Annotated in this window: 25 protein-coding genes; 9 read left to right on the top strand and 16 right to left on the bottom strand. The window is 56.9% G+C overall.

All coding sequences use genetic code 11. The features are described from left to right. Window positions 1-215: 215 nt before the first annotated feature. Window positions 216-704, bottom strand: a complete 489-nt coding sequence (locus ACOQFT_RS11530; RefSeq protein WP_421598067.1) for a MarR family winged helix-turn-helix transcriptional regulator — start codon at window positions 702-704, stop codon at window positions 216-218. Between the two features lie 97 nt (window positions 705-801). Here ACOQFT_RS11530 and ACOQFT_RS11525 point away from each other — a divergent pair, with 97 nt between their 5' ends. Then, window positions 802-1,170, top strand: coding sequence for an antibiotic biosynthesis monooxygenase family protein (locus ACOQFT_RS11525; RefSeq protein ID WP_421598066.1), 369 nt, complete (start codon window positions 802-804; stop codon window positions 1,168-1,170). Between the two features lie 39 nt (window positions 1,171-1,209). Beyond that, the gene (locus ACOQFT_RS11520) at window positions 1,210-1,653 is read left to right on the top strand and encodes a hypothetical protein (protein ID WP_421598065.1); all 444 of its coding nucleotides are present in this window, start codon (window positions 1,210-1,212) and stop codon (window positions 1,651-1,653) included. A 444-nt stretch (window positions 1,654-2,097) separates the two neighbouring features. Here the strand turns inward: ACOQFT_RS11520 and ACOQFT_RS11515 are convergent, their stop codons facing one another. The 8 genes from ACOQFT_RS11515 to ACOQFT_RS11480 form a co-directional block, all read right to left on the bottom strand. Continuing rightward, window positions 2,098-3,654: a M81 family metallopeptidase gene (locus tag ACOQFT_RS11515; protein WP_421598064.1), complete on the bottom strand. Its 1,557-nt coding sequence runs from the start codon at window positions 3,652-3,654 to the stop codon at window positions 2,098-2,100. Then, a complete protein-coding gene (locus ACOQFT_RS11510; protein WP_421598108.1) occupies window positions 3,651-5,171 on the bottom strand; it encodes an amidohydrolase in 1,521 nt (506 codons plus the stop codon). Before ACOQFT_RS11510 ends, ACOQFT_RS11515 begins: the two co-directional genes overlap by 4 nt. A gap of 140 nt (window positions 5,172-5,311) precedes the next feature. Next, a complete protein-coding gene (locus ACOQFT_RS11505; protein ID WP_421598063.1) occupies window positions 5,312-6,235 on the bottom strand; it encodes an oligopeptide/dipeptide ABC transporter ATP-binding protein in 924 nt (307 codons plus the stop codon). Beyond that, window positions 6,232-7,212 carry an ABC transporter ATP-binding protein gene (locus ACOQFT_RS11500; protein ID WP_421598062.1) on the bottom strand — a complete coding sequence of 327 codons (981 nt, stop codon included), beginning with the start codon at window positions 7,210-7,212 and terminating at the stop codon, window positions 6,232-6,234. Before ACOQFT_RS11500 ends, ACOQFT_RS11505 begins: the two co-directional genes overlap by 4 nt. Continuing rightward, a complete protein-coding gene (locus tag ACOQFT_RS11495; protein WP_170400275.1) occupies window positions 7,209-8,066 on the bottom strand; it encodes an ABC transporter permease in 858 nt (285 codons plus the stop codon). The genes ACOQFT_RS11500 and ACOQFT_RS11495 overlap by 4 nt, the downstream gene beginning before the upstream one ends. A gap of 12 nt (window positions 8,067-8,078) precedes the next feature. After that, window positions 8,079-9,017, bottom strand: a complete 939-nt coding sequence (locus ACOQFT_RS11490) for an ABC transporter permease (RefSeq protein ID WP_421598061.1) — start codon at window positions 9,015-9,017, stop codon at window positions 8,079-8,081. Between the two features lie 86 nt (window positions 9,018-9,103). Continuing rightward, window positions 9,104-10,669 (bottom strand): ABC transporter substrate-binding protein, encoded by a 1,566-nt coding sequence (locus tag ACOQFT_RS11485; protein WP_421598060.1) that lies wholly within the window; start codon window positions 10,667-10,669, stop codon window positions 9,104-9,106. 21 nt (window positions 10,670-10,690) lie between these two features. Continuing rightward, entirely contained in the window at window positions 10,691-12,667 is a 1,977-nt protein-coding gene (locus tag ACOQFT_RS11480; protein WP_421598059.1) for a CocE/NonD family hydrolase, read from the bottom strand. 128 nt (window positions 12,668-12,795) lie between these two features. Here ACOQFT_RS11480 and ACOQFT_RS11475 point away from each other — a divergent pair, with 128 nt between their 5' ends. Next, complete coding sequence (locus ACOQFT_RS11475) at window positions 12,796-13,557, top strand: helix-turn-helix transcriptional regulator (RefSeq protein ID WP_421598058.1); 762 nt, start codon at window positions 12,796-12,798, stop codon at window positions 13,555-13,557. 496 nt (window positions 13,558-14,053) lie between these two features. Here the strand turns inward: ACOQFT_RS11475 and ACOQFT_RS11470 are convergent, their stop codons facing one another. The 3 genes from ACOQFT_RS11470 to ACOQFT_RS11460 all read right to left on the bottom strand — a co-directional run bounded on the left by ACOQFT_RS11470 (window position 14,054) and on the right by ACOQFT_RS11460 (window position 16,366). Continuing rightward, window positions 14,054-14,530, bottom strand: coding sequence for a DMT family transporter (locus ACOQFT_RS11470; protein ID WP_421598057.1), 477 nt, complete (start codon window positions 14,528-14,530; stop codon window positions 14,054-14,056). A gap of 167 nt (window positions 14,531-14,697) precedes the next feature. Next, window positions 14,698-15,801, bottom strand: a complete 1,104-nt coding sequence (locus tag ACOQFT_RS11465) for a mandelate racemase/muconate lactonizing enzyme family protein (protein ID WP_421598056.1) — start codon at window positions 15,799-15,801, stop codon at window positions 14,698-14,700. 82 nt (window positions 15,802-15,883) lie between these two features. Beyond that, complete coding sequence (locus ACOQFT_RS11460; RefSeq protein WP_421598055.1) at window positions 15,884-16,366, bottom strand: VOC family protein; 483 nt, start codon at window positions 16,364-16,366, stop codon at window positions 15,884-15,886. Window positions 16,367-16,560: 194 nt separating this feature from the next. On the opposite strand from ACOQFT_RS11460, the gene ACOQFT_RS11455 reads away from it, so the two are divergent. Genes ACOQFT_RS11455 through ACOQFT_RS11445 form a run of 3 tightly spaced genes read left to right on the top strand, consistent with a single transcriptional unit; the run spans window position 16,561 to window position 17,823 of the window. Continuing rightward, window positions 16,561-16,983 (top strand): MarR family winged helix-turn-helix transcriptional regulator, encoded by a 423-nt coding sequence (locus tag ACOQFT_RS11455; RefSeq protein WP_421598054.1) that lies wholly within the window; start codon window positions 16,561-16,563, stop codon window positions 16,981-16,983. Window positions 16,984-16,994: 11 nt separating this feature from the next. Continuing rightward, window positions 16,995-17,402 carry a DUF2000 family protein gene (locus ACOQFT_RS11450; RefSeq protein WP_421598053.1) on the top strand — a complete coding sequence of 136 codons (408 nt, stop codon included), beginning with the start codon at window positions 16,995-16,997 and terminating at the stop codon, window positions 17,400-17,402. Further along, entirely contained in the window at window positions 17,395-17,823 is a 429-nt protein-coding gene (locus ACOQFT_RS11445) for a MaoC/PaaZ C-terminal domain-containing protein (protein ID WP_421598052.1), read from the top strand. The genes ACOQFT_RS11450 and ACOQFT_RS11445 overlap by 8 nt, the downstream gene beginning before the upstream one ends. A 569-nt stretch (window positions 17,824-18,392) precedes the next feature. On the opposite strand, the gene ACOQFT_RS11440 is transcribed toward ACOQFT_RS11445, so the two are convergent. After that, on the bottom strand, window positions 18,393-19,589 hold the full coding sequence (locus ACOQFT_RS11440; RefSeq protein ID WP_421598107.1) for a BCCT family transporter: 1,197 nt from the start codon (window positions 19,587-19,589) through the stop codon (window positions 18,393-18,395). A gap of 194 nt (window positions 19,590-19,783) precedes the next feature. On the opposite strand from ACOQFT_RS11440, the gene ACOQFT_RS11435 reads away from it, so the two are divergent. Then, on the top strand, window positions 19,784-20,671 hold the full coding sequence (locus ACOQFT_RS11435) for a DMT family transporter (protein WP_421598051.1): 888 nt from the start codon (window positions 19,784-19,786) through the stop codon (window positions 20,669-20,671). Here the strand turns inward: ACOQFT_RS11435 and ACOQFT_RS11430 are convergent. Further along, window positions 20,647-21,168 carry a glutathione peroxidase gene (locus ACOQFT_RS11430; RefSeq protein ID WP_421598050.1) on the bottom strand — a complete coding sequence of 174 codons (522 nt, stop codon included), beginning with the start codon at window positions 21,166-21,168 and terminating at the stop codon, window positions 20,647-20,649. The genes ACOQFT_RS11435 and ACOQFT_RS11430 overlap by 25 nt on opposite strands. A 142-nt stretch (window positions 21,169-21,310) precedes the next feature. Between ACOQFT_RS11430 and msrB the strand changes: the two genes are divergently transcribed. Next, entirely contained in the window at window positions 21,311-21,760 is a 450-nt protein-coding gene (gene msrB, locus ACOQFT_RS11425) for a peptide-methionine (R)-S-oxide reductase MsrB (RefSeq protein ID WP_170334459.1), read from the top strand. After that, a complete protein-coding gene (msrA, locus tag ACOQFT_RS11420; RefSeq protein ID WP_421598049.1) occupies window positions 21,757-22,266 on the top strand; it encodes a peptide-methionine (S)-S-oxide reductase MsrA in 510 nt (169 codons plus the stop codon). The genes msrB and msrA overlap by 4 nt, the downstream gene beginning before the upstream one ends. A gap of 20 nt (window positions 22,267-22,286) precedes the next feature. Here msrA and ACOQFT_RS11415 read toward each other — a convergent pair whose 3' ends face one another. Continuing rightward, window positions 22,287-24,290, bottom strand: a complete 2,004-nt coding sequence (locus ACOQFT_RS11415; protein ID WP_421598048.1) for a hydantoinase/oxoprolinase family protein — start codon at window positions 24,288-24,290, stop codon at window positions 22,287-22,289. A gap of 72 nt (window positions 24,291-24,362) precedes the next feature. After that, on the bottom strand, window positions 24,363-25,400 hold the full coding sequence (gene queG, locus ACOQFT_RS11410; protein ID WP_421598047.1) for a tRNA epoxyqueuosine(34) reductase QueG: 1,038 nt from the start codon (window positions 25,398-25,400) through the stop codon (window positions 24,363-24,365). Window positions 25,401-25,408: the final 8 nt, after the last annotated feature.

The following is a 25,408-nucleotide window of genomic DNA, read 5'->3' as shown; positions in this document are numbered from 1 at the left end:
GATTTGTGGACTGATTTTGACAATGCCAGCCAAGGGCCAGATTGGCTTCGTTTGGTGGCTGGTTCACAAGATAACGAACCGCTTCGGGTAGCCTGGACCGAACAACACGTTTTGGGCCAAGCAGGCCAATGGGTTCAGCGACAGCTTCTCTACATCTTGCAAGATGCATGGCAGGGATGAGCCCAGAGTAACCGATGCTGCGAGTCGACTGAACGTCAGTATTGGATGGAGCGCTCGCCTTGTGAGGTCGAGCTTGCTTCAAGGCGCTTTTTCAGGAGACCGATGACTTCTTGCGTGGTCGCGATGTCATTTGATGACAGACCTTCAGACAGGTCATTCACCCACGGGACTTGCAGCGCGAGCGCAGCGTCAAACAGATTTTGACCTTTGGTCGTGAGCACAACAAGTTGCGCACGCTTGTGATGCGGGTTTGGTCGGAACTCCAGGATATCTTCTTTTTCCATCTCATTGACGATGCGCTGAACTCCCTGTCGGTGAACGCCCATCGCGCGCGCATGCCACGCGACAGACTCCGGTCTATCGACATAGGCGATGGCACCAAGAATCTGCCAGCGCGCGCTGGTCAACCCAAGTTCGGCCACTAGCCGATCACCAGCAAGCTGCAATCGGCCATTCAGCCGAAACACATCCAGGATAAGCGCTGTCACCGCCTCTCCGGCCTCCGTCCATTGTTTGTTTGTCATGGGCACAATCTGAAATGTTGACAACATATTGTCAATATGGTTAGTGCCCAAATATGACAACATGTCACCATATTTATGCACTTACGGAGCAAAACAGATGGTCAACTTCGAACCCCTCGATCCCGAATTTCCAATCGAACAACAACTGGGTGTCGACGCCGGCCCGGTGGTATTGGTCAACCTCTTCACAATTGATCCGGATGATCACGACGATCTGATTGCGGCATGGAGAGACGATGCTCTCTGGATGAAGAAACAACCGGGTTACATCAGCACTCAGATGCATAAGGCTATCGGCGGAAGCAGCATGTATCTGAATTATGCCATTTGGGACTCTGTGGCCGACTTTCGCGCGGCGTTTTCGAATCCTGAATTTCAAAAGGCCCTCAGTCACTACCCATCCAGTGCAGTGACCGCGCCGCACCTCTTCGAAAAGATTGCCGTACCGAACTGCTGCACGGTCTGACGGGACCCTAGGAAATAGACCAATTCAGGGAAAATAGAGATGAAAACACGCATTCACGCAATTGCGGGCGGCATCGGCTTCCTAATAATCCTCCTCTTCTGGACCTCCACCGTGTTCAGCGAGTTATTCGCCAGCCACGAGACGGTAGCAGCCGTCAAGGGTTTGATCCTTAAGGGCATGTTTATCCTCATCCCGGCGATGGCAATTGTCGGCGGATCGGGCATGGCCATGGGCCGGAGACGCAAGGATGCGCCTGCGAGAGCCAAGAAAAAACGTATGCCCATCATCGCGCTGAACGGTTTGCTGATACTCGTACCGGCCGCCTGGTTCTTAGCTGGCAAGGCTGCTGCTGGCGAATTCGATAGCACCTTCTACCTTGTTCAGCTTGTCGAATTGGTCGCCGGTGCTGCAAATCTCACCATGATGGGACTGAACATTCGAGACGGTCTGAAAATGACCGGGAGGATCAGTGTTTCACGCTGAAGGCGCGTCCTCAAAGTAGAGTAACATAGACCTCAAAAAGCAGGAATGCTGACATTTGGCGTTCAACGTCGGAAGTCAGCTTCGCCCGCATTGAGCCCAACCTGTTCCTTCTGGTTTGTCGCTGCACGCACTCGCAGCGTAAAAATAGCTGCGGCTGCATCATTATTGGCGCCGCCGCGAGGCGTATCGAACGGTCATTCAAGATGTCCGCAGTGAATAACAAGGATTAAATTTATGTGTCGCTGACAAACTGAGCTTGCATTAAAGTTTGCTTACTCAAGGGAATACGTCCTGGGCCACCGCCCTCTGTTACATAGTTATCACGCAATCAAGTGACCGAACAGAACCCTCCAGATCGCGAATTTTCTCTCTATGACTGGCTAGCGAAAAAGGGGAACGAATTTGGTACTCAAACATTTAGCGCCGAGCGGTTGTGTTCGATAACTAAGGAAGCAACGCTCTCAGAATGGGATGTTCAGAGTTCAATGGGCCTATATCTTTGTGTTGGCTAAATGAAGCGCCGCCAGTGCAGGGCAACCTTCTGGTTATACAGTTGTAAGGGACTTTTTCCAGGTCGCAGAGAAAAGCACCTGGCGAAGAGACCGGAAATATATCTCCTGCAATCGGTTCGAAGTCTGCTCGAAAGTGTGTGGTGCTCTTGACACAAATCACCGAGTAACTCGTCGGATTCAGCCCGATGTGCGTAAAATGCGCGCGATCCAGACATTGGTTACGTACGCTTGTAACGACGAGGTCAATCTCGGCCTCGTGTCCAACCAGACGCAGCGCTGCCGTCTTGCCCAGTGTTGCTACACCACCGCCATACATTTCGCCGATATAGCGGCAAGTGCCGTCCCCCAAAGCCAGAACTTCAAACTCGGCTTTAACCGGAAAATGTCCCGCCAGGTCAGACTTTGCGCCGATGGCCAGTTTGACCAATGCACCTTCGCCGGCTTCATGAGCTTGCTTTGCACTTTCCGGATCGTGGAACAAACCCATCAATGCATTTTTTGTCCCGCCCTCAATCAGTGCCGCCAGCAACCCTGTAGTATCTGAGGTTCCACCGGCACCAGCGTTGTCTTGGACATCTGCGAGGACAACGGGTTTTTCCCGCCTTTGACGACATGTCAAAACAGCTTGCTGCAAAGTCAACATCGAGCAATCGAGATCGACTTCCCGAGACGTAAACACGTTGACGATTTCTTCAGCGACAGCGGCGGCTTTCTCGGCTTTGGATGCGTAGACAACGCATGACGGTCCGGTGTCGGGGAAGTCCGCCGCTGTGAAACCAAGAGCAATTTCAGCCAGGATTTCCTGCTGTTCATATCTTGCCGGCATTTGATAAATTTCGTTGAACGGCGCAGAACCTGTATGCTGTGCATGCAAGGGGACAAGATAAGGCACCGGTTGGAACGCCTTGTATAGTGTTTCGCCCGCTAACAAGCGCTGCAGGACAGGAACGCATCGTGCGCCCGATTCCGCCATATCCAAATGAGGGTAGGTTCTAAAAACAGACAGGTAGTCCGCCTGTTCGACCATCTCGGCGGAAACATTGGCATGCAGATCCAAACTTGCGATCACTGGAACTTCGGGACCGACGGCTTCACGTACACGACGCAGAATTTCTCCTTCACCGTCAGCAAGGCTTTCGGTGACCATCGCCCCATGGAGATCTAGGTAGACGCCATCAATGTGCCCTGCGTCCCGAATTCCGCTCAACATCATCGCACAAATCGTTTCGAACGCATGATCCGTTACATGGGCGGATGGCTCGGCAGAGCACCACAGTACCGGAAAGACCTCAAACCCCACCACCGTTGCTGCTGCGGCAAAACCAGCGATAGGAAGGTTCATGCCCTCGGTTCCCGAGATGACCTGTCCATCGTGCAACATACCGGGCCAGGAATCCGCCATTTCAAACTCGTGCAGACCGGCCTTTGTCACACCAAAACAGTTGGTTTCATGCTGAAACCCTGCGACCGCAATTCGCTTGTTTGTCATTTCGTGTGCTCGGTTTCTTGTTCGATATCTGCGGCGGCAAATACACTTTGGCCGTTGCGAATTGTTTCGAGCACCCGTGTATCCGTCAGGCGGTCCGGTTCGTGCAGTGGATTGCGCGAAAGAACAGCAAAGTCCGCGACTTTACCCGGTTCGATTGATCCGCGTTGGTCTTCCTTGAATACCTGCCAAGCGGCGTTGATGGTCTGTGCACGCAGAGCCGACAGAACGTTGATTTTTTGACCCTCACCCAGCACGCGGCCTGAAACGGTTCTTCGATTTACCGCACAATGGGCCAGGTGTATCGGACGTGTCGGAGTGACCGAGGCATCATTGTGGATCGTATATCGCACGCCATACCGTTCAGCCGACGCCGCCGGCGATATCCGCTCAGACCGCTCAGGCCCCAAGAAGGTGTCGTAATGACGATCCCCCCAAAAATAGACATGCGCAGGAAAGAAACTGACGGTCAGACCAAGCTGAACCATACGCTCTAGTTGGTCGTCCCGCAGGGCCTGGCCGTGGATAATAGTGTGACGATGATCTTGGCGTGGGTGCACCATAAGTGCCTTTTCCACCGCATCTATGAACATCTCTGCGCCGGCATCACCATTGCAGTGGCAATGAATCTGGAAACCTTGGCTATGAAGCCTGCTGACGTCGGCATCCAACTGCTCGTGCGAGGTATACACCATCCCACAAGGGTGATCCGGATTGGCCAGCTTGAAATACGGGGCAGACAAATACGCGGTCTGCAACTGAAAGGACCCATCAGTGAACAGCTTGCGCGGTCCAAGCGTGAAATGCGGGTTGCCGGGCCAATTGGTGCCGATCCAGCGCGCAGACAGCTCTGGCTCCAGATGAGCAACAGGCAAAAGCTCTATGTCAATTCCCGGATCCTGATCTGCCGGCAGGCTGGCGAAGTGATCCAGCATGGCTAGCGACGCCCAGGCATTTTGGGCGTAAGTCACGCCGTGGGACAGGTATTCGTCGCGACAGGCGTCAAAGCCCTGCCAGAATCTTTCGCGATCGATCAGGAAATCGGTATCGCCCATCTGACCCATGGCCGAGAGACCTTCGATCAGCCCATTCAACGCCCCGGTTTCAGAATCCCGGCCAAAACGGCCGCCTTCCGGGTCGGGGGTTTGACGGTTTACTCCGCGTCTCTCAAGCGCAAGGGAATTTGCCGCACCACTATGACCTGACGCATGAATAACCCAAATCGGATGGCGTTGTGAAACAGTGTCTAACTCGGCCCGCGTGGGCATTCGACCTTCCAGAATGGACGTATTGTCGAACGACACCCCCATGACCCATTCGCCCTCAGGCGTTGCGTCGGCCTTCTCTCGCAGCCTGTCCAGCGCCTGCGCCATTTGGCTACAATCTCCTAACGGAGGTGACGACAAGTTGACACGGAACAGACGGATAAACCCCGGATCTGGGAAATGCCCGTGTGGGTCGATAAACGCAGGCATCAAAGTACGACCCTGAAGGTTGTATTCCTGAGAGTCCGCCGTCATGCGTGGGCGCAGATCAGCCTCGGCGCCCACTGCCTGAATTCGGCTTCCTTCGGTCAGAACTGCCTCTGGTGACGAGTTCTGCGCATCCATCGTCAGGATTGTGCCATTGAAATAGAGAGTGCTTGGCATCGGTCTTCCTATTACGACAGCGGGGCCAGACAGCGCAGCCCGTGGTCGCCGTCCACTTCCCATTCCGGGGTCTGGGTGCAAATGTCCTTGGCAAAAGGACAACGTTCGCGGAATTCGCAACCCGAGGGGCGTTTCAGCAGGCTGGGAGGTTCCCCTTTGAGGGCGATCCGTTCCAATCGCGCATCCGGGTCCGGCTCTGGGTTGGCACTCAGAAGGCAGCGCGTATAGGGGTGTCGGGGGTCGTTGAATATCGCCTCAGTCGTACCTTCTTCTACCAATCGACCCAGATACATGATGCCCATTCTGTCGGCAACGTGGCGCACGACGCTGAGGTTATGGGTGATGATCACCATCGCCAGCCCCAGCCTTTCGCGCAGATCGTTGAGCAGGTTCAAGAGCTCACCCTGCACCGACACATCAAGGCCCGCGGTCGGCTCATCCGCAAGGATCAGCTTGGGTTCCAGCGCCAACGCTCGTGCCACGCCCACGCGCCGTGCCTGACCGCCTGACAGCTGATAAGGGTAACGATCCGCAAAATGCGTGGGCAGGTTGACCATTTCCAACAGGCGCTTCGCTTCGGCATCCAGATCGCGATCCTTCATGCCCTGAATGCGATAGGGTTCTGTGATCAGACTGCGGATTGTCAGGCGTGGCGACAGGCTTCCGACTGGGTCTTGAAACATCATTGCCATGTCTTTGCGCAGGGGGCGCATGACACTTTCCGGCGCTCCGCGGATTTCCTGACCCTCAAAAGTAACCGAGCCATCTTGCGCAGGTGCAAGCCCAGCAATGGCACGAATAACGGTTGTTTTGCCAGAACCGCTTTCACCGACCAGCGCGTAGGTCTCGCCGGGCTCTACGGTAAAGCTGACACCTGCCAGCACATTGACCGGCCCATAGCTTGTGTTCAGGTCCACAACGTTCAGCAAGCTCATGATGTGACCTCCTCGTGGTTCAGCCAGCACGCGGCGTGGTGGCCCTCTTTCAATTGATCCAGTGGCGGCACGTCGCTGGCGCAGCGCGCCATCGCTTGATCGCACCGGTCCCGGAATATGCAGCCGCCCGGCAGATTGGCCAGATCGGGCACTTCGCCGGGAATAGTCGGCAATACGCGGGCGCGTTCCTTGATGTGGCCGGGGTCACACTCGATCAAGCGGCGTGTGTAAGGGTGTTTGGGGTTGTGGAAAATTTCTCGCACGTCCCCGCTTTCGACAACCGCACCGGCATACATCACCACCACCCGGTCGCAGAGTTCCGCTATCACTCCCAAGTGGTGCGAGATGAACAGGATGGCGCAATGAAACTCGCGCTGCAACTCTTGCAGACGCTCGATGATCTGTACTTCAAGAGTTGCATCCAGCGCAGTTGTCGGTTCATCCGCAATCAATAGATCGGGCTCGGACATCAACGCCATCGCGATAGCGATCCGCTGGCGCATCCCGCCAGAGAATTCATGCGGATACTGCTTCAGGCGCGCTTCGGGATCGGGAATGCCAACCGCGCCCAGCATTTTGGCCGCGTGGGCCAGCTTATCCGTCTTTGACTGTTTAGAGCGGTGCTGAATGTCCAGCATCTGCTGCCCGATGGTCAGAACCGGATTGTGCGTTTGCATCGGATCCTGAAAGACAATGGATATGTCCGCACCGCGCAGGTCGCGCATCTGACGCTCGGACGCCTTCAACAGGTCCTGTCCTTTGAACCGAACCTCTCCCTCACGGAACCGCGTATTGGGGGCAGTCAGGCGCAGGATGGATGAGATCAAGGTGGATTTGCCACAGCCGGATTCCCCGACAATACCGACGATTTCGCCCTTGTTGACGTTGAAAGTGATGTCCCTCAGGGCCTTAAGATCGCCACGGCCTGTTTCGTAGTCGACGCTGAGGTGGTCGATTTCCAGAAGTGTGTCGGTCATCGCTGTTTCCTCAATTTCGGATCAACCACGTCGCGCAGGCTTTCACCCAGGAAGGTGAATCCAAGCGTTGCCAGAATGATCGGCAGGCCCCCGCCCACCACCAGCCACGGCGTCTGACGGATCAGCGAATAGCCATCCTTCAGCAAAGCTCCCCAGCTGGGTGTCGGGGGTTTAACGCCCAGTCCCAAAAAGGACAGGCCAGCCTCAAGCGCGATAACCGTGGGGATATCCATCGCCGCCAGCACCGCCAGAACGCCGATGATGTTGGGCAGCATATGCACACCCAGAATCCGCGCCATGCTGGCCCCCATCGAGCGTTCGGCCAGAATGAATTCGGAGTTGCGCAACGTCAGTGTCTGGGTCCGCGCCACGCGCCCATAGGTCGGGATCGAGGTCGCCATGACCACAAACACCACCGTCTGCAAGCTGGGACCAACCAGGGCAACAACAGCCAGCGCGAACATCACGGTCGGAAAGGACCTGATGGTGTCGAAAAACAGCATCAGAAGGTTATCCAGCCATTTCGGCCCATACCCGGCAATCATGCCCAGCGTCAGGCCAATTGCCATCGCGCCGAACACGGCCGGCAACGCCACCTTGAGCGCGACCTGACCCCCGGCGATCACACGCGAAAACGTGTCGCGGCCCAGTTGGTCAGTACCCAGCAGGTGCGCAGCAGACGGGCCTTGCATGCGGGATTTGATATCCATCGCAATCGGATCGTAGGGTACGATCCAATAGGCGAAGATGGCGCAGAACACGATAACACCGACGATGATCAACCCCATAAGGCCAAGCGGGTCACGGGCAACGCCGACGATGATCTGACCCAGTTCGGAACGAGATTTTTCCATGCCTCTCTCCCCTCAGTGAGCCGTGCGTGCACGTGGATCGAGCAACGCATTGATCAGGTCTGCCAAGGCCGTCGACACCACGAACAGCGCCGTTGAAATGAGGACCGAGCCCATGACAATCGGGTAGTTGCGGGTCGTGATGCTATCGATCACCAACTTACCCAATCCCGGTCGGGCAAAGACAATCTCAGCAAAAACGGCCGAGCTGAGAAGAAAGCCCATTCCAACGCCGATCACGGTAACGACTGGCAGAATGGCGATGCGCAACGCATAGACCATGACCACGCGACGTTCGGCGATGCCAAAAGCCCGCGCTGTGCGCACATGGCTTTCGCCCATAACCTCTAACATCGAGGCGCGCACCAGCCGGGCAATATAGCCAACCCAGCTGAGGCCGATGGCAAAGGCGGGCAAAACCAAGTGGTCCAGCCGATCCCAAAACCCCTCTCCTGCGCCAATGGCTGGAAACCATTGCAGATGCACGGCAAAAACTAAAAGCGCCAGAAGCGCGACAACAAAGGCAGGTGCAGCCACGAAGCTGACAGATATTGCGGCCGCGATCCGGTCGATCAGCGTGTTGGGATGTGCAGCCGCATAGGCGCCAAGTGCAATGCCCAGTGTCGCAGACCACAGGATCGACGCAAAAATCAGTTCCAGAGTATATGGCAACTGCTGGAATACGATGTCCGTCACGGACCGGCCCGAAAAGACATCGGTTCCCAGGTCTCCTTGCAGAAGATTCCCATAAAAGATCAAAAGCTGTTTCCAGATCGGTTGATCAAGCCCCAGCGCGGCCGTGAGTTGGGCCTGAAGCTCGGGCGTGGCACGCGGGCCCAACATGATCTGGACCGGATCGCCAGGGACGGCGCGGATCATCAGGAACATGACGGTGACCGCCACGAACAGGATGAGCAGCGACAGCCCGAAGCGACGGGTTGCGAAATTCAGCATGGCCAACTGGCTCCTTATGGCTTGATGGCGTTCAATTTGGCACGGCGAGCCTCACGCGCCCGCCGTACCTGGTCGACCCGGGGAGGTCAGGTCGCCTTGCCGAAATAGCGAAGCAACGACAGGCCATCTGGCCGCAGTGCAGGAATGACCCGGGCACTGTGAATGACCGGTGTCGCCTCATGGGTGATGAAGCGATAGGCCCCGCTTTCTTCCATCAGATCCTGCGCGCGCTGATACATTTCTGCCCGTTTTGCAATATCCGTTTCCGCAGCCGCAGTTTCATGGATTTCGTTGAATTCAGGGCTGTTAAAGCGTTCCCAGTTCCATTTTCCGATCTGTTCGGGCGTGAACCACGACGTCGCATAATACGGGTCAGGGGTCATTGAGAAGCGGTTCAGAACAAGCTGCAGGTTTTCATTGTCACCCGACGCCCAGAACGCACCGGATTCCAGGACGTTTACTTCAACAGTGATCCCGATCTGCGCCAGCGTAGCCTGAATGATCTGGGCGGTAGTTGTGAACGTCGTCTTGTTCAACGTATCGAGGGTCAGTGTGACGTTTGTCTCACCGGACTCCGCGAGCAGCTGCGCCGCTTTCTCAAAGTCTGCTGCCGGTGGCACAAGCGAAGATGGCCGATGCCCGGCAAGACCCGGCGCGATGATGCCCGTCGCTGGTTCAGCAGCACCAAAATACGCGGCCTCCAGAATACTGGGGACATCCACCGCGTGTTGAATCGCCTGCCGCAGTTTTTGGTTTTGCAGCTTTGGATGCTCAACGTTCATGCCCATCCAGACATAATAGAGCGAGGGTTTCTCAACCAGTGATCCACCGTTGGGAACCCCGGCGCGGTAACGCTCGACCGAGCCCAGCGACACGCGCGTTACGTCCAGTTCACCGGCCTCGAACGCAATCTCGGCGGTGTTTTCATCGTCAATCGGATAGATCTCGACAGTGTCCCAGGTGGGGGCATCCCCTTTCCAGTCGGGGTTACGCTTAAGAACAGTCTTTTCCTTGGGCGACCAGCTGTCCCGCAGATACGGGCCGGACTCTGCCACCGGATCAGCACCGATCCGGCCACCGGCGGCTTCGACCGCCGCTTTCGAGACAATGTTGCCCGTGATATACGGCAGGGCAATCGACCAGATCGGTGCAAACGGTTTGTTCAGCACAATCGTACCTTCACGCTCACCAGTCACATCCACGTGGCTGAACGGCCCCAGGTCGGGCTTGTTCGGACTGTCGGTCGCGTCGTCCACGATCCGTTCCATACTGAACTTGACGTCCTCGGCGGTCATGGCGCCAAATCCGTTGGTAAACCCGATATCGTCACGCAATGCGAACTTGATATGGGTCGGATCAACCTGCTCGATCGTCGTGGCCGCATCCAACTGCCAGCCCCATTCCTCGCCCGGTTTGTACTGAATCAGCTTGTTGTAGATCGAGGCATGAACCTCTTCTTCAACGACACCAACGGAATGGGCCGGGTCCATGTTTTGTGCGTCGCCATAGGCCCGCACCCTCAAAACGCCGTCATCTGCCGCAAACGCGCGGTTCGCCCACCCCATCGGAAACGCCGTGGCGGCTCCAAGCGCGGTTGCACCTTTCAGGAATCCCCGGCGGCCTACATTGGCCTTTGTCCATTCGATCTTCATTGTATCCTCCCTTGGATTAAGTCACAGAAGCCCGCGCGGAACGGTTTCGGACCATTCTTTCGTCAGAACTTCGATTTCATCCGCGCCTTCGGTGGCGCGTAGCTTGCGGTCGAGATAAAAATTCTGCGCATCGCAGGTCATCCGGCATTCGGTCGAGATGGCGACCTGCCAATCCGCCCGTTCAAACGTGAAATTCCAGGCGGTCTCAAAACACGCAGATGCCGGATCATCGGGGTGAATGCCGTAGCGCATGCGCACGTCACTGCCGACGATCAGATCGTGATAGGGGTCGCGCGTTTTGCCATAGTCATCAAACGTCTTTAGCAAGACCTGTCCGTCATCGGTCATGATGCGTTCGGATTGCGAGGATGGCGGGCGCAATTGTTCAGCGGCTAGAACCGGATAGTCCTGCGCCGGACCGGGTTCCGACGCTTGAATCTCTTGTGTGACCTCGCGTACCGGCAGGTGCAGGGCGCAATCACTCAATTGCAAAGTCACCTCGGCCGAATGCGGTGCTGGCCAGACGATCGGCCAGTACGACGTCGACAGCGCCAGCCGCAAAACGTGCCCCTCGCGCAGATGATGCGCGCATTCGTTCAGGGCAATCTCGGCCTCATAGATTTCACCCGGTTGCAAGGTTTCGGGCGTTTCGTGGCCATGGTAGTGGCACAGGTTCAACGGACGATAGCTTATGCGCTGCGATACACCTTCAGGCGAGACATCGCAGAGCCTAGCGACAAGCTGGGCAACGGGCTGATCTACCGAGAACCGGAACTTTAGCTTTGCGCGGCCCAGCAGTTCCAGCGGGGCTTGTAGCGGCGCGCTGTCAAAACATACCGACAGGGCATCATCCCTTGTCTGATCCCCGGCAAGCTCATTGTCGATCCGCATGCCCGCACAGAAATACCCGCCGTCCGCACCGACATGACTGGGTGACGTTATAGCAACCGAGCCTGTAGCCGGTTCCCGTGAGAACCCGCCGGGTGTTAAATGCCAGACCTGTTCTGACACATGCGGCGACGGCCAAGCGGTTTCTGCAATCCAACGACCTTTCCGGGCAGAGTTGTGCGCCGTCGGATTGAAATGTTCCTGCATGTAAGCCCGGTACGCAGGCAGGTCCTCGGCCCCATTTTCCTGCCCCTTCAGCCAGCGGTCAAACCAGCCGATCACTTCGGAATGAAAGTCTGCAGGGTCGAGTTTCGAGATATGGGGATAACGGTGTTCCCATGGCCCGATGGTGGCCTTGGTTGGCACCGTCAGATTGGCCGCCAAAGCCGGGGGCGCATTGACGTAGGCATCTGCCCAACCCGTGATGGCCAAAACGGGGGTTTGGATTGCGGACCAATCCTCGCAAACCGAGCCGTGCCGCCAAAATGCATCACGCGTCTGGTGGCGCAGCCAATCTGCGGCTGAGAATGGCACGTTATTAAGTCTGGCCAACCAGTCCTCACGCCAGTCCGCGCGAAGGTCCGGATCAGCGGGGCGGGTCAGATAAGCAAACATTTGACTGCCCCAGTTCATGTTGTCGCTCAGCAAGCACCCGCCCATGAAATGGATATCGTCCGCAAACCGATCTACGGTCGAGGCAACGCTGACCACCGCCTTCAAAGCAGGTGGTTGCCGGAAGGCCAGTTGCAAACCGTTAAACCCACCCCACGATATTCCGATCATCCCAACCTGGCCGTCACACCAATCCTGCGCGGCGATCCAGGCTATGACTTCTTCACCATCACACAGCTCCTGTTCGGAATACTCGTCGTCGAATTGCCCTTCGCTGTCACCGGTGCCGGCTATGTCGACCCGAATGCAGGCATACTCCGCCTCGGCAAAAACTGTGTGTGTGGTTTCATCTCTCGGCGCTGTACCGTCGCGTTTGCGGTAAGGCAGGTATTCCAGAATGGCCGGTGCAGGGCCTGCTCCGGATAACCAGAGCCGCGCAGCAAGCCTCCGCCCATCGGAGAGTGTGATCCATGTGTTTTCAATGGTTTCAATCGGCATCTGGCGGCTTGTCTGTTGCGAGCTGATGCCAAAGAAGAAACCAGTTTGCAGAAAAACAAATTGTGCGAACTTGTGCGAATTAATGCTATTTGTCGCGGAATAGCGTCAAAACGCGAAAGGTTGTGCCTGTGTCAGAGAATTTTTCTGCAAACCTAAAGTCTTTATGCGCAGAACACGGCAGTATTTCGCAGATTTGCCGCGATATCGGCGTCAACAGACAGCAGTTCAATCGTTACCTGAATGGCTCTAGCCTGCCTTCGGCCCACAACATGCGCCGCATTGCACGCCATTTCGATCTGACCGAGGCCGAACTCTTCGCGGAAACAACAAGCTTTGAACGCATGCTAAAGGGTGTTCGGCCACAAATTGGCAAAACGCCCACAGATGTGTTTCTGGATCCCTTTCGGGATCAACAGAAAAACCTCAGACGTTACGTAGGTTTCTACCATTCATATTTTTGCACGCCCTCTTGGGAAGGAAAGATATTCTGCTCGCTAATACGCATCCAGGAAGTTGAAGGGCTTGTCACGATCCGCTCTCGGGAAATTGCCACATCCCCAGACAAAAGCACGCATCAGATTTCGCGCTATGCTGGCTTGGTGACAATGCGGGGAAACAGGATATTTGTGACTGAACACGAGCTCGCGCGTGAAGGCTGCGTTGCCAATACGATCCTGTACTCGGCGCACCGTCAACAATTGAAGTATCTGCGAGGAATGACTATGGGCGTCGCATGGCGCCCTTACCCGCATCCCTACGCAGCCAAAACAATTTGGAAACGCTTGCACGAGCGTGTATCAGCGCGCGAGGCTATTGCTGCCTGTGGTATCTACCCAATCCAAAGCAATAAGATCGATCCGACTGTCAGGAAACACCTGACCGAGGCTTGAAGCGTCGAACTAACATTGTTGGCTGCACAGTTTCCTCGGTACTGCATTCAGTCCCAATGATACATTTTCTTTCAGGCTGTGCTAAATCAACATCGCCAAACGCGCCGATGGCGTGACTTCATCCCTAGCGTTTTCACGATAGGATTTAACGCCTGAGATCATGTAGTGCCAGATTTGCAAGGCGGCTCGGTCGACGCCATCGGTCTTGCCTGTGCAATGGTTAATGTTCGACCTTGGTTGCAGTAAAGAGGCGGCTTTTGACCTGCGCTTCACCGCGGCCGAGAATGACCATTCTGGTGACGTCAGTTGCAACGCAGAGTTATTCGTGCTGCTCCCGCGAACGAATGCCGCGTCAGCAATGGCTGCTTGAGCAAAAGGCGGGTCTGTCCCGCACTGCTTCCGCCTACTCAATGATTTACCGCTCCGCGAAGGGAGATCGAAACCGTCAGAGGATTGCACCGAGCCCGACACGGACGCTTAAAGGCTGAATGCGATTTTAGCGTAACATCATATAGGCTCCGGCCAAGAGCAGGACAGCTGCGGCAATTCGCATTGAATCGATGCTTCTGACAGAGGCATCAAATAGACCGAAGTGATCGATCAGCAGCCCCACCAGAAGCTGGCCGACAACAACCAATGAAATAGCGGATGTTGCCCCCAGTTTTGGTATGGTTTGACTGAGGGTCAGATACAGGATCAGTCCGAGAAAACCACTTCCCAACATATACCAGGGTAAGTGCCTCCATTCGCTAATGCTCTCTCCCCGCCGGACGATCAGCAGCGCAAGCGACGCGAGAGCGCCTCCAAGGTGGACTTTGAAGCTTCCGGCGGCTCCACCGATGCGATCTCCCATTGAGCCAGCGATTTGAGCTTGCGCACCGACAGCGAAACCACCAGCAAGTCCTATTCCAACAATCAACAGAATTTCGAACTTGAGCCCCTCATTGTTTGGCGTTGAGATGACGGTACTCACCTTCGCTCAGATGTTCGAGCACAAATCCGCTTGGTAACTCCGCCCGTTCGGCGTCTCGGGGATACAAACTCTGATCCCCTCCGGCCCTAACGTTCATACCAAGCCCATTTTATCCAATGCTGAAACACGCATGATGTTCAGCTTTAGTGGGATCTCCGCTGTTTCCCTTACTCGAAGACAGCCACCGGATCACCCAAACTGTCGAAATCGGGATCAACACCCAAACCAGGGGTATCGTGGCAATACATCCGCCCATCTGAAGTCGGCGGTGCAGCCGTGCCGGTCGGCTCTGTGTGATAGGCATGCAGGTCGGTCGTATTGAAAGTCAACTCTGCGGGTGTGGACGCTGCAAAATGGGATACAGCCGCAGACACAATTTCACCACCCATCATGCATTCGGGTACGACTTTGATCCCGTGATCTACGAAGTAGTCGCGTATTCTACGTGCCTTGGTCAGGCCACCTATCCGTGCCATTTTCACACAGGCGACGTCTGCAATCAGATCTTGCGTCATTCGCTCTGCCGTGAATTGATTGGTCACGAGTTCATCGAGCTTCATCGACAGGTTCGTGCGCGCCCGCACATGCAAACACTCTTCGTAGGTGAGGCAGGGTTGTTCGATCATGACATCTAGATCATCGACCGCCCTCACAACTTTCAAAGCGTCGTGCAGGGTCCACCGACAATTTGCGTCCGCGTAAACAAACTCTCCCGGCTGAGCCAGTCCAACAGCGAAGCGAATGAGTTCGATATCGCGTTCGGGTTCAATGCCGACCCTGAGTTTGAAATACCTGTACCCTGCCGCTCTGTACTGCTCTATCTCGGCCTTTATCTTGTCGTGCTCTTGCTCCATGACGCAGCGATAGAGCGGGGCACCATCGCACAACTTGCCTCCCAAAAGCATGTAAACCGGCATACCGGCGCTTTTGCCGAGGATGTCCCAGCAGGCCATATCAACGGCACTTTTGGCATAGAAGTAGCCTTCGATAGCCGCATCCATTATCCGCTCAATTTTGTAAAGCTCTCGCGGGTCTTTCCCTGACAAAGCCTTGGCAAGACCTGGCATGGCAGGCAGCGCCCCGAGATTGCTCGCGCCCCAGGGGCAGGACTCGCCACATCCGCTGATGCCCGCGTCAGTTTCGATGACCACTACAGTACTGTTGAAAGTGTCAAATGTCCTCGCGCGGTCTGCGGCCAGATCACCAACTGCCAGCCCGCCGCCCACATAGGGTAAATCCTTTTGAAAGACGCTGAGTTTGGTGATCTTCATTTGGCTCATTTCCATGTCAGTGGACTGCGTTTCAGACTAATAGTGCTGCCAGCATTGCAGCGACTCTCAGTTCGAAACAGCTTTAAGAAGAACGCGTTCCATATTTCTGATTCAGTCTTTTGTGATCGGTGTCTGTGACCGCGCGCATGCCAACACTTTGGGCAAACCGTAAAAGATATCCGTCGGGATCAAGAACTATGAACTGCCGCCTTGTATCCATGCAACCGGTCTTCCAGACTTCCGCATCATGAATATCGACGAATGGCTCAATCCCTATTGAGCATATTCGATCATACAGACCCTGTACGTTGTGAACCAAAAACTGGAAATTTATCCCACGTCCGAAGGGTCGCTCCATCGGCTTAGGATGCCAAGGCTCCCAGCCTCCATCGATTGTCCAATGTGCAAGCATGATCTGAGCTTGGTTCAAAGATATGTATGCGTGGGGATCATGGCCTCGCTGTTGGACGACTTCAAAGCCGATGGATTCAGTGTAGAACTTCATCGATTCTTCGAAGTCAGTGCACCAAAGCTCCGGAACCAATGGCGCGATTTCAAATGTCATATTGTTCTCCATGATACTGCTTAGACTGTCGCGAAGCTCCTCAAATTGACCTGCGGTGTAGTCCGGAAAAGCACCATATTGGTCGAGTCCTGAGACTGCTGCTATCTGGCGATAGAGCCCCTGCATCGATGAAGGAGAAACGTGCTTAGCACATTGTACTTTACAAGAAGCTTGTATACAAGTAATTAGTTTGCATGGAACATATTCGCGACTGCATCAGTTTTCAGGCAAGTGCTGCGGCAAAGACAATAGCGCGCCTATCGCGCGCGCGTCTGTCACCGTTTGGAGTAACACCCATCCAATTTGCGGTGCTCCAAGCCGTGTCCGAGGCGGATCGGCCAACTGCAGCAGAAGTTGGAGCGGCCTTGATGATCGACAGTGCTACAATTGTTGGCGTCATCGACCGCCTGGAAGGGCTTAATCTTCTCATGAGGGAAGCCGACCCAGCAGACAGACGACTCTATCGACTGCTCCTCACCTCGCACGGCGTGAAATCACTGCCTGCTATGCAAGCCGGCATGGATGAATTGAACGACGAAATCGATGCCGAGTTAAGTCAATCGGCACCTAGTGTGCGCAAGAGCCTTCAGACCCTCGCGGCGCTGCAAACCAAGTAGAAAGCCTGAGAATGTTCGATACCAAGATAGCAATCATTGTGCGTGACGACCTTGCGACCTGGCAGAAGCTCAATGTGACCGCCTTTCTTATGAGTGGGATTGCGGGTGCCAACCCTGACATCATCGGCGAACATTACAGAGACGCCGACGGCAATGTGCATCTTCCGATGTCAGTCCAGCCTGTGATCGTGTTGACGGGTGCTGCCAACGTCATGACGAACATTCGTAATCGTGCTCACAGCCGTGATGTGGAAACTGTTGCCTACATCGAAGAGATGTTTGCGACCGGTCATGACGCTGCAAACCGAGCCGTTTTTGCCGAACACGATGCCAGTGAAGCAAACACCGTCGGCATAGCCCTCCGCGCGGACACGAAGATCGTCGATAAAATCACCAAGGGCGCGAAAATGCATGGCTGAACCGACATCGCTTGCAGTTGGGCAGTCCATCACCAGTAGATCAATGCGGCTCACCAAAGAGGCAATGGTTGAATTCGCGAAAGAGTTTGACCCGCAACCGATGCACGTCGACGAGAGCGCGGCCTTGGACAGTTTCTTTGGGTCACTTGTCGCCAGCGGTTGGCACGCACTGGCCCTCACAATGCGTATGGCGGTCGAGGCTCGCCCTTTTGGTGGCCAGCCGTTGATTGGTGCAGAAATCAGCGAAATTCGCTTTGCCAAGCCCATCATTCCGGAAACTAACCTCGCCGCGCGCATCACCCTTGAGGCGATTGAACAGGGTAAAGGGCGATCCAGCTACAACATCCTGCGGGTGTTCACTTTGGATACCGCCACTGGCGAAATCCTAATCCGCCAGAAGTGGCGTATGTTGCGGACTTGAGCCGCGTTAGCATCCTTTAGGACCCAACTAGAGATTGGTAACGAAAGCAGACCTTCACGCAATCGACTTTGATGACGGCTACGTCCGCTCCTTGTGAACCCACCGGTCCAGCCTCGCTGCGTGCTGAACCCAAGGCCGGATTCATCGCCGCGTCACAGCGCCAGATTTCGAGCGCAGGCAGCGTTTTTTCGTGTGCGAGTGCGCGAAGCGAAATTCACAATGACCGGCCATACAGCGTTTTCCTGACCTTCCGACCCGGATCACGACGCATCGCGCGTGTCGACGCAATTGCCACTCTCGCAGAAGAACTTGTCCCGAAGCCGCTTTCGTCCACCGCTAAATGAAGCTTATTCAACGAACGGGCACCTTATTCGAATGATCTTCACTATGAGGGCCAGACAAACCGTGAGCAACGGATAGTCGATAAAGCAATTGCACGAAGCAGTCGTTCTGCCGGTAAATTTTGACGACAGCTTTGTCCGCAAAGCGGACCCAGTCGCGACAAGACGCCTCTCTAAAAGAAAACGGGCGCCCGAAGCGCCCGTTTCAAGTTTTTTGGCCGACCCCGTTCAGTGCACCGTCTCAACCTTGTGGAAATCCAGATCGCGATCCTCGGGCATTGAATCGATGCTCAGTACCTCTTTGCGCTTGGCGATCAGGATATAGACCACGCAGGCCAGATACAGGCCGACAACCACGGCCCCGATCCACTGGATTTGCAGCCACTGGCTCTGAAACAGCAGGGTCAGGACAAACAGCAGCGCAACGTTGCCCGCAACGTACGGGGCCTTGCCGAACCGCTCGACCGTCATGTTCAGGTTGTCGGTATACAGACGGATCAGCGAGTCCAGCGAGTTGATCACGAAGGTCACGCCGACGATCACCATTGCGATGTTGATGAGGCCCGCAGCCTGGATGCCGTTCAGGTGGAAGTAGTAGAGAACGGTGAACCAGATCCCCAGCGGGATCGACGGGAAGATCAGCAGCGCCGCCAGCAGTTGCCATGTGGTCAGACCGCCGACAAAGCGCGAGGTGAATTGGCCGATCATGATCGACCATGCGAACCACCAGAACAGGTAGAAGGCGTGATAGTCGGTCAGCGGCAGGACGAACTTGTGGAGGTTCGCGAAATAGGCACCGATATTGCTGCCGGTTTCCAGGAACCCGGTGACACCCATGCCTGCGGCCGCCCACATGCCAAGGATCAGCGCCAGGAACAGGAAGGTCGAGCCCACCGACAGAATGCGCACGTATTTCAGGTCGGTCGACGAATAGGCCGCCGCCAGAATGACGACGAATACGATGATATAGAAGGTGCCGACCACGGACTCTCCGTCACCAACCTCGGGCAGGTAACCCGGCAGGTAGATCAGGAACAGGCTGGCGGTGAAGGCGCAGGTGCCGATGATGACCACGTTGTTGACCAGTTTGACCAGCGGAATCTCAAAGAACTTCACCCGCGGTTCGATCACGCAGAAATAGAACGCCGTCAGGAAGTAGAAGGCCCAGATCAGGAAACCCCAGAACCCGAACTCGATGGCCAGCGGGTTGGCGAAAGCATAGGCGGGGTCCTCGGCGTATCCCCCGAACTCGGTCAACGGGAACATGATCAGGCCTACATCCAGACCGGATGTGAACAGGATAGCGATGAACGTGAACAGATGAACGGGGGTTACGCCAACACAGCGCAGGTTCCACCACTTCACCACAAAGAAAGCGACCAGGCCCAAAGCCAGCAGGACGCCGAACGACAGGATGTACTCCAACAACACTTAACACACCTCCCATTATGTTTCAGATGCGCCTGCTGTTATCTTTTATTGGCGAGTCAATCAATAAAAACGACTGATGGGTTAATGCTGTGGACCGGATGTGCCTTTTTTGACGCAAAAAAGCGACCCGCCTTGCGGTAAATGCGAAATTGATAAACAGTGCGCGAAAGTGCTGAGAGGGGAGTGGAATGGACCTTCGCGCCATTGCCATGGGGCTGACATTTGCGTTCATCTGGTCCTCGGCTTTCACCTCGGCCCGGATCATCGTCGCAGATGCGTCTCCGTTGTTTTCACTGGCGTTGCGGTTTTTGATCTCGGGGCTTCTCGGGGTCGCCATTGCGCGCGCCATGGGTCAAAGCTGGAACCTGACCCGGCCCCAATGGCGGGCGACAATCCTGTTCGGAATCTGTCAGAATGCCCTTTATTTGGGTCTGAACTTCTATGCGATGCAAACGGTTGAGGCGTCGCTTGCGGCTATCATCGCCTCGACCATGCCGCTGCTTGTGGCGCTGGCGGGATGGGTTTTTCTGGGCGAAAAGCTGCGACCGGTTGCGGTGCTGGGCCTGTTTGCCGGCTTTGCGGGCGTGGCCCTGATCATGAGCACGCGGATCGGTGGTGGTGTTGACATGTTCGGCGTGGCCCTGTGTTGCCTTGGGGCCTTGGCACTGACCTTTGCCACATTGTCCATTCGCGGCGCCACCTCGGGCGGCAACTTCATGATGGTGGTCGGGTTGCAGATGCTGGTGGGCTCTGCCGCATTGTTTGTCGCAGCACCGGTATTTGAGACGATCTACATCCACCCGACCGTGCCGCTGGTGCTGGCCTTTACCTATACAACCCTGTTCCCCGGCCTTCTGGCGACGCTGATCTGGGTTCTGCTGCTGGACCGGATCGGCGCCACCCGCGCAGCGACCTTCCATTTCCTCAACCCGGTCTTCGGTGTCACCATCGCGGCCATCCTGCTGGGTGAAAAACTGGGACCGCTGGATGCGGTTGGGGTCGGAATCACGACGCTCGGTATTCTGGCGGTTCAACTGGCGCGGCAGCCTGCTCAGGGCAGTAAGGCCTCGACTTGACGCAGCAGCTTGGGCGCATCTGGTTTCGTGTTCGCGCCATAGGTGGCAACAACCTCACCATTGGGGTCCAACAGAATCTTATTGAAATTCCACCGGGGCTCAAACCCGGTCTGCGCCGCGACCGCCTTGAAGAACGGGTGCGCATCGGCACCTTTCACCGGAGTGATGTCGGTCATCGGCAGGGTCAGGCCATAGTTTATCTCGCAGAACTCCTTCACCTCATCGGCCGAACCCAGTTCTTGATTGAACGAATCCGACGGCACCGCCAATACCACAAGGCCCTGATCCGAAAACGCCTCATATACCTTTTGCAGAGCCGCATATTGCCCGGTGAACCCGCATTGCGAGGCCGTGTTCACCACCAGAACCGGTTGACCCCTCCAATCCTCGATCGACAGAGTCCCGCCGTCGATGGATGCGAACTCACCCGCCAGCGGTGCCGCCTGCGCCACCCGGCCGAGCAGGATCAAAACCGTCAATACAAATATTCTGAGCATGATTTGGCCTCCCTTTTCTGACATTACGTTCCAAACCCCGTTGCAGATCACCTGCACGAACGCGCGAGGCCGCTGAAATAGGTCTTTGATTTCCCCGCCGCTGCCCCCAGATTATGCCACAAGAAAAACGACCGGAGGAGCCATGACCCGTTATACCAAAGACCCCGAGGCCATCGCCGCCCTGTCCCCCGAAGAGTTCCACGTCACCCAGCGCAGCGGGACTGAACGTCCCGGCACCGGCAAATATTTGGGCAACAAGGAACCGGGGATATACGTGGATATCGTCTCGGGCGAGCCGCTGTTCGCCTCGACCCACAAGTACGAATCCGGCTGCGGCTGGCCCAGTTTCACCAAACCGATCATCCATGAGCATGTGGAAGAGTTTCACGACGCCACCCATGGTATGATCCGCACCGAAGTCCGCTCGAAACACGGCGACAGCCATCTGGGACATGTCTTTCCCGATGGTCCGCGTGAACATGGCGGGCTACGCTATTGCATCAACTCTGCCGCGCTGCGGTTTATCCATCGGGACGAGATGGAGGCCGAAGGCTATGGCGAATACCTGATCCATGTGGAGGATATCCAATGACCGAAGAACGCGCCGTACTTGCCGGGGGATGCTTCTGGGGGATGCAGGACCTGATCCGCAAACTGACGGGCGTGTCGCGCACCCGCGTCGGCTATACCGGCGGTGACGTGCCCAACGCCACTTATCGTAACCACGGCACCCATGCAGAAGGGATCGAGATCTGGTTCGACCCGTCGCAAATCAGCTATCGCGATCTGTTGGAGTTCTTCTTTCAGATCCACGATCCCACCACACTGAACCGTCAGGGCAATGACCGCGGCATGAGCTACCGCTCGGCCATCTACTATGTGGATGACGCCCAGAAACAAGTGGCGCTGGACACAATCGCGGACGTCAACGCCAGCGGCATCTGGCCTGGCAAGGTGGTGACCGAGGTTGAACCCGTCGGCGATTTCTGGGAGGCCGAGCCCGAGCATCAGGACTATCTTGAGCGGATTCCGAACGGCTATACCTGCCACTTCCCGCGCCCCGATTGGGTTCTACCCAAACGCGACGCGGCTGAATAAAGGGGCGGCCCCTGCGGGGGCTAGCCCGTCGCCACGCGCGGACGGCCGCTGGCTTCGACGGTGATCATGGCCTCGACAAACACGTCCTGCGCCTCGATCCGGGCGGTTCGGATATCCCGGTCGACCACGATCCGGATATCTTCGGCCCCGGCCTGACGGACGGCCCCCTCAGCCTCAGACCGCAGCACCGATTCCAGCAGGTCCAGCGCAGCTTCGGATTCGTTGAAGTCCTGCGGACCATCTTCAAGGTGAACCCGGAACCGGCCCTCGGACGGGGACGTGACCGTGCCCGTTCGGCGCAGGGTCAAACGGCCCACCACCGCCCCGATGGCATTGGCCACACCCGCATGTTCCGGCAGGATCATGCGACAACGCAGACGCTCTCCGACCGCCGGATAGTAGCTGGGCGCCGACGCCCCGAGGCCCACCACATCCACGTTCAGTGCCGTATCCAACGCCAGCAGCCCGCGATGGCTGGACAGGCCCTTTTGCGTCAGAACATGGCGCGCCAATTCGGTCGATGGCACACCAAACGCTTCTGCCTCTTCCGCAAAAGCAGTCTCTAACAAGGTCAATGTTGTCTGTTCGGTCAGTTGATCGACGATGATCTGGGCCAGTTCCTCCGGCGTCTTGGCCAGCCTGTCACCGGTGCCAACCCGTTTGCGCGCGATCAGTTCCAGCGCCTTGTGGGCGGCATCCGCATCCCAGGCATCCAACCGACCCAGAACATGGCTGGCATCCGATGGCGTCACCCCCGAGACCTGAACGATCCCGCGATCCACCAGCCGCGCCAGAGCCCCGTTCTCCATCCGGGTTCGCAGCAGGTCACTGAGCGGCAGGACCTGGTCACCCAACCGCTCCAACAGATCTTCTTGCCGCGCGCCCAGCCCCTCGGCGTGAATGCCGGGAACGCGGCGTGCAAAGCGGGTGTCATGCTCCCCCACCGTTGTTGCCCGCAGTTGCGTATCCAACACGGCATGAACAGCCTCGGGCGCCTCAGATGCGATCAGCGAAACGGGCAGCACCCGCCGTGGCCCCAGAAACACGCCGCCGCCCAGCCCTTCGGTCATTACATGCACCTGACTGTCACCGCCCAGACCATGAGTGCGCATCGCAACCGCCTCGACCATGGTGCGGAAGCCGCCAACCTGCGCGCCAGCGGGATCAATCGCAGGCTTGCCGTCGCGGATCAGTGCCACATCCGTGGTGGTCCCGCCAATATCCGACACAAGGGCGTTCTCGGTGTCCGTCAGCCAGCTTGCGCCGACAATCGATGCGGCCGGCCCGCTGAGGATCGTCTCAATCGGGCGCTCGCGTGCTTGATCGGCGCTCATCAGGGCGCCGTCACCACGCACCACCATCAACGGCGCGGCGATACCCATTTCCTGCAACCGGTCCTGAGCGCGTCCGATAAGCCGGTCGATCATCCCGATCAGCCGGGCGTTCAACACGGCGGTCACAGCCCGTTTCGGACCGTTCAACTTGGCCGACAGTTGATGCGAACAAGTGATCGGAGCACCGGTCCGTTCGGCAATGATCCGGGCCGCTTCCAGCTCGTGCGCCGGGTTGCGCGTGGCAAATTGCGCGGCGACCGCATAGCCCGAAACACCTATATGAGAGTCTAAAAAGGCCTCAAGCGCCGCCACGTCTAACGGCGCTGCTTCGCCCCCAGCATGAGTGTGACCACCCCCGACCACCAGCGACGGATCGCCCTTCAATGCGTCCCGCAGCCCGTGTTTGTCCAGATCGCCATCCTTGAATCCGATATAGATCAACGCGACGCGCCCACCCTGCCCTTCGACCAAGGCATTTGTCGCCAACGTGGTCGACAGCGACGCCATCGATATCTGCTCTGGCGCCACCTGCGCCGCATCCAGAACCGCCTGAATCGCCTTGCCCACACCAATCGCCAGATCCGCCCGCGTGGTCAGAGACTTGGCCGAGGCGATCACCTCACGCTCATCCCGGACCAGCACCGCATCGGTGTAGGTTCCGCCCGTATCCACCCCCAAAGCCAACGCCATCGGGTTCTCCTTCCTGTTCGCTGCGGATGGGTTTAGCGGTTTGGACCGACACGTCCAGCCTGTTTGCGGCACTTATGGCAATCGTTGCACCGCCCAGCGCGCGGCGTCAGCAACCGTGGGGTCCGGATCATCCGTCAAACCCTGCGCGACGGGCCGAAGCTCGGCCCTTCCCGAGTTTCCGATGGCATAGAGCACATTGCGTACAAACCGATCCCGCCCAATGCGTTTGACCGGTGATCCTGAAAACTTCGCGCGAAAAGCTGCGTCATCCAGCACGGCCAATTCCGCCAGAACAGGTGCTTTCAGATCATCCCGGGCGGCATAGCGTATATCACTGGCCGCAACCGCAAACTTGTTCCACGGACAGGCGGCCAGACAATCGTCGCAGCCGTATATCCGGTTGCCGAGCTTGCCCCGCAACTCCTCGTCCACCGGGCCTTTGTGTTCGATGGTCAGGTAAGAAATACAGCGCGTTGCATCCAACTGGTAAGGGGCCGGGAAGGCATCCGTCGGACAGGCATCCAGACAGGCCCGGCACGAACCGCAATGGTCCACCTCGGCCATGTCTGATGGCAGGTCCAAAGTGGTGAAAACAGACCCTATAAAGGCCCAATTCCCCCAATCCCGACTGACCAGATTGGTGTGTTTGCCCTGCCAGCCCAGCCCGGCGGCATAACCCAAGGCCTTTTCCGGCACCGGGGCCGTATCGACAAAAACCTTCACCTCGCCGCCCGCCTCAGCGATCAGCCAGCGCGCCAGCCGCTTCAGCCGTTTCTTGACCAGATCATGGTAATCCTTGTTCTGCGCATAGACTGAGATCGCCGCCTTGTCCGGGTGATCCAGCACCTCGGTCGGATCATGATCCGGTGTATAGCTCTCGGCCAGCATGACAACCGATCGCGCCTCGGGCCACAGTGCCGCCGGATCACCGCGCCAATGGGTCCGCTCGGCCATCCACCCCATCTGCCCGTGGTATCCGGCCTGCAGAAACGCCTCCAACCGGGCCGGAACCTCGGGCACATCCCAGGGTCGACACACACGGCATGAAACGAACCCCTCGCCCAGCGCCTGCGCCACCAGCTTGCCCTTTAAACCCGATCCGCTTTTCATCTGGCCAA

It is taken from the genome of Ruegeria sp. MALMAid1280 (genome assembly GCF_049195285.1).
Classification (GTDB): Bacteria; Pseudomonadota; Alphaproteobacteria; order Rhodobacterales; family Rhodobacteraceae; genus Ruegeria.
Note: the sequence above shows the minus strand (reverse complement) of the source record. Positions and strands in the feature narration are given on the sequence as shown.